At 58.6% G+C, this 16,963-nt stretch carries 17 protein-coding genes; 7 read left to right on the forward strand and 10 right to left on the reverse strand.

What is annotated here, in order from left to right; genetic code table 11:
- Window positions 1-71 precede the first annotated feature (71 nt).
- Complete coding sequence (locus tag OKC42_RS15055; RefSeq protein WP_199427412.1) at window positions 72-1,295, forward strand: MFS transporter; 1,224 nt, start codon at window positions 72-74, stop codon at window positions 1,293-1,295.
- A 145-nt stretch (window positions 1,296-1,440) separates the two neighbouring features.
- Here OKC42_RS15055 and OKC42_RS15060 read toward each other — a convergent pair whose 3' ends face one another.
- From OKC42_RS15060 to OKC42_RS15080, 5 genes are all read right to left on the reverse strand, one after another.
- Window positions 1,441-1,995, reverse strand: a complete 555-nt coding sequence (locus OKC42_RS15060) for a VOC family protein (RefSeq protein WP_201938063.1) — start codon at window positions 1,993-1,995, stop codon at window positions 1,441-1,443.
- Window positions 1,989-2,753 carry a hypothetical protein gene (locus OKC42_RS15065; protein ID WP_005337161.1) on the reverse strand — a complete coding sequence of 255 codons (765 nt, stop codon included), beginning with the start codon at window positions 2,751-2,753 and terminating at the stop codon, window positions 1,989-1,991. The genes OKC42_RS15060 and OKC42_RS15065 overlap by 7 nt, the downstream gene beginning before the upstream one ends.
- Before the next feature lie 191 nt (window positions 2,754-2,944).
- Complete coding sequence (nfsA, locus tag OKC42_RS15070; protein ID WP_270820193.1) at window positions 2,945-3,670, reverse strand: oxygen-insensitive NADPH nitroreductase; 726 nt, start codon at window positions 3,668-3,670, stop codon at window positions 2,945-2,947.
- Window positions 3,671-3,740: 70 nt separating this feature from the next.
- Complete coding sequence (locus OKC42_RS15075; protein WP_005351146.1) at window positions 3,741-5,306, reverse strand: AbgT family transporter; 1,566 nt, start codon at window positions 5,304-5,306, stop codon at window positions 3,741-3,743.
- A 143-nt stretch (window positions 5,307-5,449) separates the two neighbouring features.
- Complete coding sequence (locus OKC42_RS15080; RefSeq protein WP_013723827.1) at window positions 5,450-7,402, reverse strand: putative bifunctional diguanylate cyclase/phosphodiesterase; 1,953 nt, start codon at window positions 7,400-7,402, stop codon at window positions 5,450-5,452.
- Between the two features lie 861 nt (window positions 7,403-8,263).
- On the opposite strand from OKC42_RS15080, the gene OKC42_RS15085 reads away from it, so the two are divergent.
- Genes OKC42_RS15085 through OKC42_RS15095 form a run of 3 tightly spaced genes read left to right on the forward strand, consistent with a single transcriptional unit; the run spans window position 8,264 to window position 10,719 of the window.
- Entirely contained in the window at window positions 8,264-9,202 is a 939-nt protein-coding gene (locus OKC42_RS15085) for a LysR family transcriptional regulator (protein WP_047438361.1), read from the forward strand.
- A gap of 54 nt (window positions 9,203-9,256) precedes the next feature.
- Window positions 9,257-10,279 (forward strand): response regulator, encoded by a 1,023-nt coding sequence (locus OKC42_RS15090; protein ID WP_042081918.1) that lies wholly within the window; start codon window positions 9,257-9,259, stop codon window positions 10,277-10,279.
- An 8-nt stretch (window positions 10,280-10,287) separates the two neighbouring features.
- A complete protein-coding gene (locus OKC42_RS15095; protein WP_005337175.1) occupies window positions 10,288-10,719 on the forward strand; it encodes a PAS domain-containing protein in 432 nt (143 codons plus the stop codon).
- Window positions 10,720-10,808: 89 nt separating this feature from the next.
- Here the strand turns inward: OKC42_RS15095 and ltaE are convergent, their stop codons facing one another.
- The 3 genes from ltaE to OKC42_RS15110 all read right to left on the reverse strand — a co-directional run bounded on the left by ltaE (window position 10,809) and on the right by OKC42_RS15110 (window position 13,137).
- A complete protein-coding gene (ltaE, locus tag OKC42_RS15100) occupies window positions 10,809-11,828 on the reverse strand; it encodes a low-specificity L-threonine aldolase (RefSeq protein WP_270803719.1) in 1,020 nt (339 codons plus the stop codon).
- A gap of 112 nt (window positions 11,829-11,940) precedes the next feature.
- Window positions 11,941-12,642: an SDR family oxidoreductase gene (locus OKC42_RS15105; protein ID WP_129503856.1), complete on the reverse strand. Its 702-nt coding sequence runs from the start codon at window positions 12,640-12,642 to the stop codon at window positions 11,941-11,943.
- Window positions 12,643-12,729: 87 nt separating this feature from the next.
- A complete protein-coding gene (locus OKC42_RS15110; RefSeq protein ID WP_005351138.1) occupies window positions 12,730-13,137 on the reverse strand; it encodes a helix-turn-helix domain-containing protein in 408 nt (135 codons plus the stop codon).
- Window positions 13,138-13,284: 147 nt separating this feature from the next.
- Here OKC42_RS15110 and OKC42_RS15115 point away from each other — a divergent pair, with 147 nt between their 5' ends.
- Window positions 13,285-14,184 (forward strand): aldo/keto reductase, encoded by a 900-nt coding sequence (locus OKC42_RS15115; RefSeq protein ID WP_270803720.1) that lies wholly within the window; start codon window positions 13,285-13,287, stop codon window positions 14,182-14,184.
- A gap of 71 nt (window positions 14,185-14,255) precedes the next feature.
- Here OKC42_RS15115 and OKC42_RS15120 read toward each other — a convergent pair whose 3' ends face one another.
- The gene (locus tag OKC42_RS15120) at window positions 14,256-14,537 is read right to left on the reverse strand and encodes an RNA recognition motif domain-containing protein (protein ID WP_005337180.1); all 282 of its coding nucleotides are present in this window, start codon (window positions 14,535-14,537) and stop codon (window positions 14,256-14,258) included.
- Window positions 14,538-14,753: 216 nt separating this feature from the next.
- On the reverse strand, window positions 14,754-15,296 hold the full coding sequence (locus OKC42_RS15125; RefSeq protein ID WP_270803721.1) for a hypothetical protein: 543 nt from the start codon (window positions 15,294-15,296) through the stop codon (window positions 14,754-14,756).
- 106 nt (window positions 15,297-15,402) lie between these two features.
- Between OKC42_RS15125 and OKC42_RS15130 the strand changes: the two genes are divergently transcribed.
- Both OKC42_RS15130 and OKC42_RS15135 read left to right on the forward strand, forming a co-directional pair.
- Entirely contained in the window at window positions 15,403-16,173 is a 771-nt protein-coding gene (locus tag OKC42_RS15130; RefSeq protein WP_005337182.1) for an amino acid ABC transporter ATP-binding protein, read from the forward strand.
- Entirely contained in the window at window positions 16,166-16,963 is a 798-nt protein-coding gene (locus OKC42_RS15135; protein WP_270803722.1) for an amino acid ABC transporter permease, read from the forward strand. Before OKC42_RS15130 ends, OKC42_RS15135 begins: the two co-directional genes overlap by 8 nt.

Consider the following 16,963-nt stretch of genomic DNA (forward strand, 5'->3'; position numbering starts at 1 on the left):
ATAATTTAAATATATTATATTTATAACCGCAAGGACTCTACCCTGACCAAAAGTAGTCAGGACAATACGCAATGATTGAAGTTGGAAGTCGCGAGTGGATACGTGCAACCCTGGCCCTCAGCCTGGGCTCTTTTCTGGTGTTTCTGAACCTCTACCAGACCCATCCCCTGTTACCCCTGATTGCCGAGGTCTTCTCGGTCAACTCCCTCTCGGCCAGCTGGACCCTGGCAGGATGCACTGCAGGCCTCGCCGCCTCCCTGCTGATCTGCGCCAGACTGGCGGATCGCCATGGCCGTCGGCAAGTCATGCTGGGGACACTCACCCTGGCGATCCTGCTCTCACTGTTAATCCCGCTGGTTGAGCAGTTTGGCACCCTGCTGCTGCTACGCATCCTGCAGGGCGCGCTGCTGGCAGGACTGCCCGCGACCGCGATTGCCTATATGGGGGAAGAGTTCAGCAAACGGGCGCTCCTCTCGGCGGTGGGGGTCTATATTGCCGCCAACTCCCTCGGTGGCATTGCCGGTCGGGTGGTCGGCGGTCTGTTGGCGGGCTGGTTTGGCGACTGGCAGCATACCTTTCTGGGGATTGGTGTGATCAGCCTGTCACTGCTGCCGCTGGTCTTCTGGCTGCTGCCCCATCAGACCCGCTTTGTGGCGAGCGCCCCCGTTCGCGGCCAATTTGCTCGCGCCTTGCAGCAACACTTGACCAATCCCTTGCTGGTAGGGGCTTACCTTATCGGCGGGCTCAACTTTATGGTGTTTCTGAACCAGTTCAGCTATCTCACCTTCTTGCTGGCCAAGCCCCCCTTCTCCCTGCCCACCCAGTGGCTCGGCATGCTGTTTCTCACCTATCTCTCGGGAACGGTGGCCTCCTCCTTGAGCGGCCGCTTTGCCAACCGCTGGGGGGCACAACGGATGCTGCTAGTGGGGATCGCGCTGATGGCTATCGGCAGTCTGTGGCTGCTGCAGGGCAGTCTGCTCGGGATCCTGAGCGGCTTGCTGATCTCCAGCTTCGGCTTTTTCCTGGCACACGCCTGCGCCAGTGCCTGGGTCGGTCATCATGTCGAACACAACCGCGCCCTCGCCTCCTCCCTCTATCTGGTGGCCTACTATCTGGGGGCGAGTCTGGGTGGACTTTACCTGCACCCCTTCTGGAAGCAAGGCGAGCTGGGCGGTCTGGTCATGGGAATTGAACTGGTCCTCATCCTGACGGCGGGCTTGAGCCTCTGGCTCGGCCGTCTCAAGCAGCGAAGCCAATCGCCACTGCCCGCCCAGCACCCCCACCGACACGGGTAACGGGCTCAGCGCAAACAGGGTCACCCACGAGCAGATGGCGCTCTCGCAACCCAGCACCGCCAGATAACAAAAGGGGTCAAACCGGTGACCCCTTTTGCTGCGTTATTCAAGAGCCTGTCAGGCTCGCACGGTATTTAGAGCAGGATCACTCCTGATCGAAATAATCCGCAGGCACCGCGACCACAGCACCGGTCGCCACCTCTTCGGCGATCACCTCAGCCAGCGGGCGCAGATGAAACTTGATCTGTCCGGAGGGCAACATCAGGCCAATATCGGGGTTGCGGATATCCTGCATGTTGCCGGTTTTGAATGGCAGCTCGGGATAGCGCGCTACCAGATCTTGCAGTGAAGTGACCACCAGCTCGATATGTTCCAGCCCCGCCTGATGGGCGCGACCCGGTTTCGGTGCAGCCAGCTCTATACAGGATACCTGTACCTCACCAGCCAACAGCGGCTGATGCAACTGATAGGTGGCGATGGGACGTCCGCCAATCATACCCTCCACCAGCAAGGTACCTGCCTCAGCCAGCACAGCACATAGCGCGCGGTACTCCTGCAGGGTAGCCGCTCGATAACAGAGGTGATCGACCGTTGGCCGGGAAATGGTGACGCCAGTGGCGGCCAGTTCGGCCAACAGCTGAGAAACAAATGGGGCCATTGGCCCCAGTGTGGAATCGAGTGGGTGGGACATGCTTACCATTTCTTCTTGGGTTGAAACAGGACATCGAGCTCGTCAGCTTCCTTGTCCTTGATGTTTTGCAGATCCTGCGCGCTATTTTGCTGCTGCAGCTCTTCAAGCTCCTTGAGCCCCTGACGCATATCTTCTTCACGGGCCAGCAGATAGGGATCCTTGTCGCCCACGCTCGCCATGGCCGACAGACCCTTGGTATAGAGCTGGCGGCAAGTACCATATTGGCCCTGAATGCGGGCATCCATCGCCCGCTTGACCAGATTGGAGATGTTGATCTTGAGCTGCATCAGCTCGAGGCGGCGCTCTTCCTGGGCAAACCCCTGAGGGTCAATCTTGCCCTTGTTGTGCTCGACCCGCAGCACAGCCCGCATCTTCTTGACCAACTGCAGCATCTGGATCGCCTGACGATCGGACTCCGGGGTCTTGAACTGCCCCTCATCCTGCACGCTGTAGTTCTCCTGCACATTTTTGATCTGGGTCTGCACATCAACGATACGCTGCTTGATCTGATTGTTCGGCATCACCTGGGCGATGGCGCGATAGGCATCGAGGATCCGGTGCTGCAACAGCAACACCATGTTCTTGGAGAAAGGCACCAGATTGACGTTCAGCAACACCTCTTCGGTCTCGTCAGCCACCGTCTTGTGTCTGGCAACGGCGTGACGCTTGTCCGCCTCTGCCTTCTGCTTATATTGCTGCACCACGTTATAGGCGATAACCAAAAACAGGAGTGCGCCAATAGACAGCAATACCAAAGTTAAAATCATAGGATGTCCAAACCCCTGTTCCTATCCAATTGCGTGATCCTACAACAGCTTACCCACTTAAGGTAGCCTGCAGATCCCCCCTTGCCCACGATTTGTCACCAAGCTGTGCCCCCGGTCTCAGGGAGAGATTGCAGGATCAGGGGATGATGACCATGACGGTCACCTCCCCATAGTATCGCCCATCAGCGCCATTACTTGAGGTTAAAGCCCCGCGATTGCAGGAATCCCAGCATGAAAGGTCGGGACTCCTTGCCCAGAATGGCGCGGATCTGGCCGCTCCAGGTCTGCTGCTTGTTGTTGCTGCTACGGGCCTGATAGTAGTCCGCGATTTGCTGATCGTACTGGGCCAGCAGGTCGCGATCCAGCTCGTGCTGGTAGCGCTCCTGATGCACCACCAATCCCCTGGGCAGACGGGGTTTCTGTTCCGGCTGCTGGGCAGGATGACCAAGGCAGAGGCCAAACAGCGGGATCACCTGATGGGGCAAGCCGAGCAGTTCGCTCACCTCGGCCGGATGGTTGCGAATGCCGCCGATATAGACCCCGCCCAGCCCCAGCGACTGCGCCGCCAGCAAGGCGTTTTGCGCCATCAGGGCGCCGTCGATGGCTCCGATCAGCAACTGCTCCGCATAGCCGGTCTGGGCCTCGGGCACGATCTGGGTGTGGCGGTGGTAATCGGCGCAGAACACCAGAAACTCGGCCGCCTGCACCACATAGGGTTGATTGCCCGCCAGCATGGCCAACTGCTGACGCGCCTCGGGCTCGCAGACTCGCACAATACTGGTCACCTGCAAAAAGCTCGAGGTTGAGGCGGACTGGGCGGCGGCGAGAATGGCATCCAGCTGTTGCGGGGCGATCGGCTCGGCAGTGAACTGACGAATGGAGCGATGGGAAAGGATAAGATCGATGGTCTGATTCATGGCACCTCCAAAATGAGGTAACACCATAGCGAAAAAACGAGGGAGCCCAAGGCTCCCTCGCACACCCAGCTTAAGGGGCCGGATAGACGTAAGGGGCTTGCAACCCGAGCGGGAAGCCGAGCGCCCAGTAGAGCAGCAGGAAAATCGTCCAGCTCACCAGGAAGGCAAGCGAGTACGGCAGCATCATGGAGACCAGAGTACCGATCCCGGTGCTCTTAACATACTGCTGGCAATAGACCACCACCAGCGGGAAGAAGACCATCAGCGGGGTGATGATGTTGGAGGCGGAATCCCCTACCCGATAGGCCGCCTGGGTCAGCTCGGGGGAGATCCCCACCGCCATCAACATGGGTACCAGGATCGGACTGATCAGCGCCCACTTGGCCGAAGCCGACCCCACCACCAGATTGACGCTGGCGGTCAGCAGGATCATCCCGACGATGGTCACTTCACCGGGCAGCGCCAGCGCATGAAGCACTTCGGCACCGGAGAGGGCCAGCAGGGTGCCCAGGTTGGAGTCGCCAAACGCCTTGATAAAGAGCGCGCAGAAGAAGGCCATCACCATGTAGGAGCCCATCTTGTTCATGGTGGCCGACATGGCATCGATCACATCCTTGCCACTCTTGAAGCTGCCTGCGACAAAGCCGTAGACAATCCCGGGCAGGATAAAGAGCAAGAAGATGAGCGGCACAATGGACTTCATCACCGGCGCGGCGAAGGTGGTCAGGGAGCCATCGGCAGCACGCAGCGGTGAATCGCTCGGAGAGAGCGCCAGCGCCAGCAGCACGATAGCCGCCAGCATGGCAAACCCGGCCCAGTTGAAAGCCCGGCTCTCTTGCGCGCTGTAGCGCCCCATCTCGTCGGCACTCTCCAGATCCTCGTTGAGCGCCACGTGCTTGAGGCGCGGCTCCACCACCTTTTCGGTGATGAACCAGCCGACGCAGATGATCAGCAACGAAGAGGCACCGGTAAAAATGATGTTGCACAGGGTGTTGACCATGTAGTCAGGATCGAGCAACTGAGCAGCGGACTGGGTAAAACCCTGCAGCAGCGCATCCCCGCCGGAGGGCAGGAAGTTGGCGGCAAAACCGCCGGAAACGCCGGCAAAGGCAGCGGCGATCCCCGCCAGCGGATGGCGTCCGGCAGCGTGGAAGATGATGCCACCGATGGGGATCACCAGCACATAGCCCGCATCTGCGGCGGTGTGGCTGACGATCGCTACCAGGATCAGCATGGGAGTGAGAAAACGGGCAGGCGTCACCTTCAGCAACTTTTTCAGACCGGTATTGATAAAACCGGACTGCTCGGCCACCCCGACCCCGAGCATGGCCACCAGCACGATCCCCAGCGGGGCAAAGCCGGTAAAGGTCGTGACCATGGTAGAGAGAAACTCGGCCAGACCGGCACCGGTCAGCAGGTTGTTGACCACTACTGCCTCCCCGGTACGGGGGTTGACCAGATCAAACTGGAATTGTGACAACACCCAGGAGCCGACCCAGACGATCAGCAAGGCGTAGAGGAACAGCATGGCGGGGTCGGGTAATTTGTTCCCGGCTTTCTCGACGCCATTGAGGAAACGGTTCAGCCAACCTTTGGGAGGGCTGGCCGGACGGTCATTGACAGCAGCATGACTCATTATTGCGATACTCCTTTCCCTAGAAACGAGGTCGCATGCTAGCAATTCCAGTCAATCCGTCTCATGACCGATCGCAAAAGAATGATTAATTTTGATTAAATATTGCGGAATAAAATCCCAAGTTGTGGCCTAACGCACACTTGTTACTCTGCCATCACGGCATCTAGCAGTGGATAACGCCCGACCTGGCACTCCACCACAAAACCGCTCGCCTCGACTTGCGCCACTGTAAGCGGCTTGCTGAACAGATATCCCTGGAACACATGGCACCCCTGGGTCTGCAGGGCGGCCAGCTCGTGAGGCTCCTCCACCCCTTCCGCCATGATCCCCAGCCCCAGATTGGTGGCCATGGCTGCAGTCGCCCGGATCACCGGCAAGTTGAGACCGACCACGAAGGAGCGATCCAGCTTGATGTTGTTGATCGGCAACCGGTTGAGATAGGCCAGCGAGGAGTAGCCGGTACCGAAATCATCGATGGCAATCTTGATCCCCTGCTCGCTCAAATCGTCGAGAATGCCGAGGCACCCCTTCATATCGAGCATCAGCACGGTTTCGGTCAGCTCCAGCGTCAACAGGGAGGCATCCACCCCGTGCAGCTCCAGCTGCTGGCGAACTTGCCCGGGCAGCGCCGACGAGAGCTGGAAACCGGAGAGGTTGACGGAGACCGGCACCCGCTGATGGAAGCGCTTCTGCCAGCTGGCTACCTGTGCCAGCGCGGTGGAGAGCACCCAGCTGCCGATCTCGCGGATCAGCCCCATCTCTTCGGCCAGCGGGATAAATTCCACCGGCGACACATGGCCGAGCACCGGGTTGTACCAGCGCAGCAGTGCCTCGTAACCGATCAGACGCCGTTTGGCGGCATCGACCTGCGGCTGGTAACAGAGGCTCAGCTCCTGACGGCCGATGGCCTTGGCCAGAAACTGTTTGAGATTGAGCTTGCGCTGCAGGGTCTGTTGCATGCTGGGGGTGAAACGCTGCCAGCGCAGCCGCCCCATCTGCTTTGCCTGATACATGGCCATATCGGCACGGGTGATAAGGTTGTCCCCGTCATCCGCATCATCGGGATAGATGGCGATACCGATACTGCCACCGATGGTCACCTCCGGCAGCCCGCTCAGTTGCAGCGGCTTGGTCATCTGGGAGAGCATCTGATCGGCCACCTCTTGCGCCCGATCCCCCTGATTGCCCAGCGGCACCAGTGCGGTGAATTCATCGCCACCGAGGCGAGCCAGCTCCACATCCCGCGGGCAAATCTGTTTGAGGCGACCGGCGACCCGCTCCAGCAGGCGGTCTCCCGCCTTGTGGCCGTAGTTGTCGTTGACCAGCTTGAAGTTGTCCAGATCCATGAACACCAGCGCGAAACGCTCCCCCAGCCCACAATAGGCCTCAAGGGATTTCATCAAGCCATACCGATTGAGCAGGCCGGTCAGGGAGTCGTGCCAGGCGAGGTGGCGATGCTCCAGCTCTTCGAGTTTGCGATCGGTAATATCCCGCATGGTGAGCAGAATGCGGGCCCCCTGCTGGATATAGCGGAACTGATACTGGAACCAGCGCATCCCCTTGAGGGTTCGGCACTCCCCCTCGGTCACCACTTCATCGAGACGGGAGAGCTTCTGGTAGAAGCTGTCATCATTGCCGGAGAAAACCTGGGAGAGCTTGGCGATCTGGTGGCCGAAACACATTTCGAAGTGATAGTTGCCACTCTCGAACACACCATGGCTATCGAACAGGCAGGCAAGGGTATCGCCGGTTGCCAGCGAGGACTCCTGATAGAGGGTATCGGAGTCGAGCACCGCTTCGGTCATCATCATCAGACGGCCAGCCAGCTGAATGCCAGAGAGGCGTAGATAGATCTGCTTCTTGACCCCCTTTGGGGAGAGGGTCCACCACTCGTTGTAACTGCGCCCCTGCTGAAAATCACCCAGATAGCGCTGTAGCAGCAGATCGATGGCGGTTGCCATATCGGCAGAGAAGTCGCGGGAGCAGAGTTCGTCGAGAGACGTCGCCTCCCACACGGAGAGCGCGGCGCTGTTTGCCCAGAAAATATGGTGATGCTCGATGTCATAAACCCAGATCGGGGTATGCAGAACATCCATCGTCTTCAGTAACCGTTCGTCAAGCGTATTCATCTGGTCAAGGTCATTCATGCTGGATGGTCACTGGTTAACCGGAAAACAGATCTGGCAAACCGCTAGCTGCAGAATGCAAGGTGCAAATACCTCTCGGCCATTATCCCTTTTCACATAGCCAAGAGCGGACAAAACTATTTCAGATATCAACAACAGGGCAGCCTGTACGGCAATACTACAAAGGACTCAGCCAAGGACCCTGTTAATCCAGGCAAATCATATAGTCGATTTTTAACTTTTTTCCCCAGTAAAAACAAGCACTAAGAGCTATCCACTCGAGACCTTGAAAGAGCAATTGCATATTTGCTGCGACAAATTTGTTATTAACATTTAAATCAATGGTGGAAATAGTCATCACTCTCTGTCACAAAGCTTCCATTAATTAACCAAGCGGATGGATAAACAGCCAAAAAAACGCCAAAACGGACAAAAATAGTTCACTAAGGCGGAATTGATATACCCCAAATTCATTTTTCAACAGGCAATGAGCAAAACCCGAATATATGATCTGCATCACATTGGCAGTGGATGGCAAACCACCCCGGCTGAGTACGCAGAGCAACCCGGCGCCCTTCCATCAGGTTGCAATATCGGCCTTCGCCTGCGGTTATAGCTGAACAAATCAGGGAATATGGCAAACATCACTGCCGCAGTACCATTTGGCATCGTGCCGGAATAATCACTAGCTCGGGGAAACTGAGATGACGGGCGGGTGGATAACTGGTATCAACAGAAATCGAATCCAGATCAATTAAACGCTGAATTACCCTTGCCAACCCGGAACGCTCTTTTTATGGTTGCCCCCTTGTTACACCCAGAACAGCGTTTATGAAGCACATCGAAGAGTTCTACCTGTTCGTCAAGGTGGTGCAAGAGGGAGGATTCTCCCACGCTGCAGCCGCACTGGGCATGCCAACAGGCACCATCAGTCGACGCATTTCCCAGCTGGAAGAGCAACTGGGTTGCTCCCTGCTACATCGCTCTACCCGCAAGCTCCGCCTTACCGATGATGGCCTCAGATACTACGAACGTCTCTGCACGCCACTCGCACAAATCGAGCAGGCCACCAGCGAGATCCAGGGTCAAGAGGCCGATATCACAGGGCTTATCCGGGTAGCGGCACCCATCGCGCTCTCCAACACCATCCTCATCGATATGCTGGCCGAATTCGGGCTGCACTATCCCGAGGTACAGTTCGATATCACCCAGACCAATGATCACCAGCACCTGTTCGACAATGATCGGGACCTGGTGTTCTTCAACGGTGAGCTGCCCCAGTCGCTGCCCAATGCGATCTGTCTCGGCCATATCGAGTACGGCCTGTTTGCCTCACCACTCTATTTGACCAAGAAGGGCACTCCCTCCCATCCCAACCAGCTGGAAGAGCATGATCTCATCTACTGCTGGCCTCACCAGCACTGGCAGCTGACCGACAAGGATGGCCAGAGCGTCTGCATCAAACGCAGCGCCAAACTGACCGTCAACCAGACCCAGGCCGCGGTACGCGCAGCCCGGCGTCATCTGGGGATCGTCAACGCCCCGCTGCACTATCTGAGCAGCTTCCTCCATGACGAGCAGCTGGTGCCGGTACTGACCGACTGGCAAACCGGCAATCGCCCCTTCTACATGTTGTGTTGCCAGCACCAGTTCGCTCCGTTGCGTGTTAAGATGTTCGTTGAATTTGTTGAAAAATACTCAGCACGCTATCGCAATCGGCAGTGGGACAACCAATTTTCACAAGGTGATAGCCTCACCCATTGCATCTGACCGTTAGCGGGCCACACTTATAGCATCCCTTGCCAACAGAGCCTGCCTAACGCCATGAATGTATTGATATGTGATGACTCCGGGTTTGCCCGCAAACAGCTGGCGCGGGCGCTCCCGGCCGACTGGAAAGTCGATTTGCACTACGCAGCCAATGGTCTCGAAGGGATCGAACAGGTGCTGATGGGTCATGGCGATCTCATCTTCCTCGATCTGACCATGCCGGAAATGGACGGTTACGGCGTGCTGGAGACCCTCCAACGGGAGGGGTTGCGCAACAAGGTGATCGTGGTCTCCGGGGATATCCAGCCAGAGGCCTATCAACGGGTCATGGGGCTGGGGGCGCTCGATTTCATCAAGAAACCCGCCGCCCCAGAAACCCTGCTCGCCCTGCTCAAACAACACGGTTTCTGGAGTGCCGCCCCGAGTGGTCAACCAAGCGCCCCCGAGCAGCTGACAAGCGGCGTGGTAGCCGATGCAGGCGTCAAGATCACCCCCGAAATCCGCGATGTCTATCAGGAGCTGGCCAACGTCTCCATGGGTCAGGCAGCCGACTTGCTGGCTCGTCTGCTCAACGCCTTCGTGGTACTGCCTATCCCCAACGTCAACGTGCTGGAGGTCTCCGAGCTGCATATGGCCCTCTCGGCCGCTGCGGATTCAGATACCCTCTCCGCCGTCTGTCAGGGGTTTATCGGAGCGGGGATCGCCGGTGAAGCGCTGATCCTGTTCCATGACTCCAGCTTCAAAGATTTGGCCAAGCTGATGAACCATCAGGGGACGCTGGACCGCACCGCCGAACTGGAGCTGCTGATGGATACCGCCAACGTGCTGATCGGCGCCTTCCTGCGCGGCTACGCCAACCAGCTCGACACCCCCTTCAGTCAGGGGCACCCGGTGGTGCTCGGCCAGCACAGACCCATCAACGAGCTGATCAACACTAACAAGAGTCGCTGGCGCCGCACGCTCGCCATCGAGATCAACTACCGGATCCAGGATTACGCGGTGCAGTGTGATCTGCTGCTGCTGTTTACCGAAGATTCCATCGCCACCATGAACAACAAAATCATGCACATGCTCTAGGAGTGACTATGGAAATCCGTGAATTTCATTGGTTGATGAACATAGTCCAGAACCTGGACGTAGGCCTGGTGGTGCTCGACAAGGAGTACAAGGTTCAGGTGTGGAACGGCTTTATGGAGAGCCACAGCGGCCGACTGGCCAGTGACGTGCGCGATGGCGTACTGTTCGAGCTCTTCCCCGATGTGGACAGAGCCTGGTTCGAGCGCAAGGCCAACATGGTCTTCAAGCTCAATAACCGCGCCTTCAGCACCTGGGAGCAGAAGCCCTATCTGCTGCGTTTCTCCAACTACCGCCCCATTACCGGCTCGGCCCCCCACATGTTCCAGAACCTGACCCTGGTACCACTGGCCGATTTCGGCGGTCAGGTGACTCACATTGCGGTGATGATCTACGATGCCACCGATGAGGCCATGCTGATGAGCGGCCAGCGGCAGGCTTGAGCTTGCTGCAAATAACAGAGGGCGCCGCGGCGCCCTCTGTTATTTCGGTATAAACAGGTCTCGGTATAACCTCTACCTCACCAGCCGTCTCAACGCGCTCCGAGATACTCGGTGAAGGCGTCGATCACCTCTTCAATATCGTCATCGTTGATCTGCAGATGGGTCACCAACCGCAGCTCGCCGTAACCGGAGAAGAGGATCCCCCGCTCCTTCATAAAAGCGAGCAGAGGGGCCGATTCCCCCTCATGCAGCCGCAGGAACACCATGTTGCTCTGCACCAGCGAGAGGTCGAGCTCGATGCCCGGCTGTGCAGCCAACCCTTCGGCCAGCCGTTTGGCACGGCGGTGATCATCGGCCAGGCGGGTCACATGCTGCTCGAGGGCAAACAGACCGGCTTGCGCCAGAATCCCCGCCTGACGCATGCCACCTCCCAGCATCTTGCGTAGGCGGCGCGCACGGGCGATGAAATCGTGGCTGCCCACCAGCAGCGAGCCCACCGGTGCGCCCAACCCCTTGGAGAGACAAATCGAGATGCTATCAAATGGAGCGGCGATCACCTCGACCGGGGTCTCGCTGGCCACGGCGGCGTTAAAAAGCCGTGCGCCATCGAGATGGAGCTTCAAGCCACGTTCAGCAACAAATGCCCCCATCTCCTGCAGATAGGAGAGCGGCAGCACCTTGCCGTTGTGGGTGTTCTCAAGGCAGATCAGGCGAGTCTGGACGAAGTGGGCATCATCAGGGGCCAGCGCAGCCTTGATATCATCGAATGCCAGCGTGCCATCGCGCTGCATCGGCAAGGGTTGCAGGGCTACGGAGCCCAGCACGGCACTCCCCTGCGCTTCATAGCGATAGATGTGAGCGGCGTTGCCGAGGATGGCCCCCTCACCGCGCTGACAGTGGCTCATCACCGCCAACAGATTGGACATGGTGCCGGACGGCACAAACAGCGCCGCCTGTTTGCCCAGCAATCTGGCCCCAAAGGCCTCCAGCGCGTTGACGCCCGGATCTTCACCATAGACATCGTCACCGACTTCGGCGTGGAGCATGGCTTGACGCATGGCGTCAGTAGGCTGGGTGACGGTGTCACTTCGTAAATCGATATAGCGCATGAGATCCCTCCTGAAACAGGAGAGTGACGTTAGCCATGCGCCCCTCGCTTGGCAAGGGGCGCATGAGCAGAATGTGAAGCCAATAGACGTCCATAGAACCCGCAGGCGGGATTTACCAAGGCAGCGGCTGACCGTTGAGATCCAGTAGCTGACCCGATTGGGTCAACGATAACCCCTTGATGAGATTGAGCAGTTTCACCGCCACCTCGGCAGGCTCCTGCAATTGCTCCGCAGGCAACTCGCTCAGAAAGGGGGTGTTCATCGGGGAGTCCATCAAGCCGGGCGCCACCGCCACCACCCCCGCTTGCGAGAAACGTTGCGCCCACTCGAGGGCCAGAGTTTTCACCCCCATGTCGAGGGCCGCCTTGCTCATCCGATAGCTGTAACGTCCCCCCTCCAGATTGGAGGTGATGGAGCCCGCCAGATCGGAGATGGCACAGAGCCACAGCGGATGGTCATTGCCCATCAACCGACTGAAACGGGCAGCCAGCGCCAGTGTTGGCCAGGCATTGGCCAGCAGGCTGTCGCACAGCCACTTGGGGTGCACCTCTTCGACCCGCCGCTCTGGCATAAAGCTGACATCGTGCAACAGGCCGATGGTGTTGATTACCACAGTGGGAAGCGGATCGGTGTCGTAGAGGGTAAACAGGGCGTCGAACGAGATGGCGTCCACCTCTTGCAGCGGGAAGAAAGCCCCCATCTCGATCCCTTTTGGATAGGTGCGCCCGGCCAGAAGGAAGGACTCCCCCCTTGCCATCAGCTCTCTTGCCAGCGCCGAGCCCAGCGCACCACTTCCGAGGATCAAGTAGCTCATCGCCCATTCCATGGAGAGTTCTCTTGCTTAGAGCGTATCAGAATAATCAACCGGCCGTGACACGACCAAAGGGTAATATGCCCCTCATCACGCTTCCCCCAGATGGCGACCAAACTCCCGCGCCAGCGCCAAGTCGAGAAAACCGTCCGCTTTCTTGTGGGTGCGCAAAAACTGGTAATAGGCAAGCAGGGTGACCAGTGCCTCCTCATCGGGCAGCCCCACCCCGGGTTGCTGCTCGCCCAGCAGTAGCTGCGCCGCTGCCAGCGCCTCCCTGTCTACCACTTCCGCCTGACGGTAGAGATAACCGCAGCCGGTTGCCAGCCACTCCAGCGAGCAGTTGGCCCCCATGGCGATCTGGTTGGCCCGCGCCAGGCCAGGCTCGGCTCCCTTCAAATATTTGCGGATCAGCGCTTCACTGAGCCCCACCTTGCGGGCAAACGCGCTCACGCTCATCTCCCCGATCAGGCTCTGCAAGCGCTCGGCAAATCCTTCCATCCAACTCTCTCTCCTACTCTGCGATCAGAACCAAAGTTCGAATCATGCCATTGCCCATTATTGCTTTGCCAGCCACATGAGGCCAAGATGCCCGCAGTCATCTATGTTGCACATCGTTTTCGCATCGTGTTTTTCAAGGAGTCAACCATGTCTGTATCCCGTGTCGCCCTGCATCCGCAAGGCCCCACCTTCTCTCGCCTCATCATGGGTTACTGGCGCCTGATGGAGTGGCAGCTCTCTCCGTCCGCTCTGCTCGATCTGATGAAATATCATCTGGATCTGGGGGTCACCACCATCGATCACGCCGATATCTATGGTGGCTACCAGTGCGAAGAGGCCTTTGGTCACGCCCTGCGCCTCGAGCCTTCCCTGCGCAGCCGGATGGAGATCGTCACCAAGTGCGGTATCGCCCTTACCGCCAAGCCGGAGCATGCTCTCAACCACTACAACACCGGCAAGGACCATATCATCGCCAGCGCCGAGGCCTCGCTGCGCAAGCTCGGCACCGACCATCTGGACCTGCTGCTGATCCACCGCCCGGATCCCCTGATGAACGCTGATGAAGTGGCCGACGCCTTTATCACCCTGAAACAGGCGGGCAAGATCAAGCACGCCGGGGTATCCAACTTCACCGCCCGTCAGTTCGAGCTACTGCAATCGCGCCTCCCCTTCCCGCTGGTCACCAACCAGCTGGAGATCTCGCCGCTTCATCAGGAAGGGACCCTCGATGGTACCCTGGATCAGTGCCAGCAGCTTGGCATCAAGCCGATGGCCTGGTCATGTCTCGGCGGCGGCCGACTGTTCAGCGATGACGCCTATGCCCCGCTGCGTGCCGAACTGGAGCAGATCCGTCAGGAAGTGGGCGCCCAGACTATCGAGCAGGTGGTCTACGCCTGGGTAATGATGCTGCCAAGCCAGCCGCTGCCATTGATTGGCTCCGGCAAACGAGAGCGGATTGCTGCCGCCGTGGCCACCGAATCCATCGTCCTCAATCGCCAGCAGTGGTTCCGCATCCGCAAGGCGGCGCTCGGTTACGACGTCCCCTGATAACAGCAAAACGTCCAGAAACAAAAACGGCATGGGGGAAACCCATGCCGTTTTTTTATTGCCGAGGCACCTTAGCGGTGGCGCTGTTGCGGGCGACCACGGGGAGCATCTGTCTTCGGTTTGGCCTGGTTGACGGTGATGGTACGGCCACCGACTTCTGTGCCATGCAGACCAGCGATGGCCTTTTCGGCATCACCATTGACCGGCATTTCAATAAAACCAAACCCCTTTGACTGGCCGGTATCGCGGTCGATGATGATATCAACCTTGTCGACCTGTCCAAACTGGCTGAACAGGGTTTTCAGTTCGTCGGCCGTCATCCGGTACGACAGATTTCCTACGTAAATCTTCATGCCATCCACTCTCGATTCAAGGTGCCTTCTCTATGCAATTCCCAGCATAACGGTAAGGGCACAACCCCTATGCCGGACCTGCCATGGCTTCATGCCGTGGCCTTCTCCACACTGTCGTCAAGTGATTGATCTCTTGGGTTAACAGTGCAGACAAGATCAATTCGAGTCACTGGCAGTATCTGAGCTTTGCCGGGAATTGTCGAGAAAATAGTCGACTCAGGCCGATTGCAGATCTGACAACCGTTGCGCCAGCATCCGGCGACCGTGCCAGGCCCGTTTAAAGCCGAAGCGATAGACAGACGGGCTCACCAGATGGAGCTCCCCCGCCTTGAGATCCAGCAAGGCCATAGCCGCCGCCAGCTCCTCTTCACTCAGTTGCAGATCGAGGCTGAAGTCGAGCCACTGGCCGTCGTGACCCACTCGCCGCTCCCGTTCGAGCGCCACCAGCTGGCTGCGGGGCAACGCCAGCGCCTCATCCTTGTTGCCATTGAGCAGATAGATATGCTGTTCGTCCCACCCCAGCTCCGCCAGGCGCCAGGGCTGCCAGCTGCGGGGCAGCGACACCATGATCCCGGTGATGCCACCAAAGAGCACGCCCACCCAGTTGAGCAGCACCATGGCGCCCCAACCATCCCACAAGGAGGCCGCCACCACGCCCCAACTCACCAGCAACAGCAGAAAAATGACGCAGCGATAGCGAACCGCTGGCGGCATCAACAGCTGCACCTGCGAACCGGCAAGCAAGGATGTAATACGCATGAAAAGCTCCTGTCATCACGAAATGGCGCCATTGTGAATAGCCATCAGGATGCTGACAAGGGGGTTTTCTTTGTCATCCCCCTATAAAATCAATACCATGGCGTAAATGATTCTCAGTGGAACCCGCTTCTTGACCAGCTCGCAACCCTGTGTGCGCTTTTGTGGCGTCGACAAATTCTATGGCGATTTTCAGGCTCTTCATCACATCGATCTCACCATTGAACGGGGAGAGAAATGGGTTATCTGTGGCCCATCAGGCTCGGGAAAATCGACCCTGATCCGCACCATCAACGGGCTGGAGGGGATCGACGACGGCCAGCTGTTCCTGTTTGGCGAGCCGGTGACCCCTTCCTACCTGCGCCGCCTGCAAGGTCGGGTTGGCATGGTGTTTCAGCAGTTCAACCTCTTCCCCCATATGACGGTGCTGGAAAACCTGATGGTGGCGCCGGTGCATACCCTAGGGTTGCGCCCTGAGGAGGCCAAAGCCCGGGCGCTCGGGCTGCTCGAGCGGGTGCGCATTCAGGCACAGGCCGACAAGTACCCCCACCAGCTCTCCGGCGGCCAGCAGCAGCGGGTCGCCATCGCCCGCTCCCTCTGCATGCAACCCGAGCTGATGCTGTTTGACGAGCCCACCTCCGCCCTCGACCCCGAGATGATCCGCGAAGTGCTCGATGTGATCCGCGAGCTGGCTGACGAGGGGATGACCCTGATCTGCGTCACTCACGAGATGGGCTTTGCCCGTCAGGTGGCGGATCGGGTGCTCTTTATGGATGAGGGGAAAATCATCGAGTCGGCCCCGCCCGCTCAGCTGTTCAACGCCCCTCGTCACCCGCGTACCCGGGCCTTCCTCGAACAGGTGCTCAGCTATCATGGCTAGGCTCAATCGCCCCCGCCTGCTCGGCTGGTTGTCAGGCACTGTGATGCTCTGTGCGCTACTGGGCTGTGCACTCTATAGCGGCGCTCGCCAGATGGGCTATGAGTGGCAGTGGCCGCGGGTGTTGCCCTTTCTCGGCGAATGGGATGAGGGAACCTTTTATGCCGGCCCCTTGCTAAACGGCCTGCTGGTCACTTTGCAGGTAGCGCTGCTCAGTCTGTTGGGCACGATGGCTGTCGGGGTGTGCGTGGTTAGCCTGCGGCTGTTTCCCTCCAGGCTCGGCCCCTGGCTCGCCATCGCCTATCTGGCGCTGGTGCGCACCACGCCCCAGTTGGTGCAGCTCTATATTCTCTATTTCTTGCTGGGCCCCATGCTGGGATTGGCCCCCCTTGCCTGCGCCGTGTTGAGCCTCTCCCTCTATCAGGGGGCCTTCACCGCCGAAGTGCTGCGTGCAGGTGTACAGGCCATTCCCAAAGGACAGTGGGAGGCAGCCCAGTCGCTTGGCTTGTCACGGGCCATCACCCTGCGCAAGGTGATCCTGCCCCAGCTGGTGCGCATCACCTTGCCGCCGCTCACCAACGAGCTGGTCTCCCTTATCAAACATTCGGCGCTGGTGAGTGTGATCGCCATCTTCGATCTGACCAACGAAGGGCGTACTCTGGTTGCCGATACGTTTCTGACCTTTGAGGTGTGGTTTACCGTGGCCGCCCTCTATTTGCTGTTAACCCTGACGCTGTCAGCCTGTTCGCGGGTGCTGGCCCGTCACCTGAATCCGGATCAACAAGGACGCTAA

Source organism: Aeromonas sp. Y311-2, assembly GCF_027706025.1.
Lineage (GTDB): Bacteria > Pseudomonadota > Gammaproteobacteria > Enterobacterales > Aeromonadaceae > Aeromonas > Aeromonas veronii.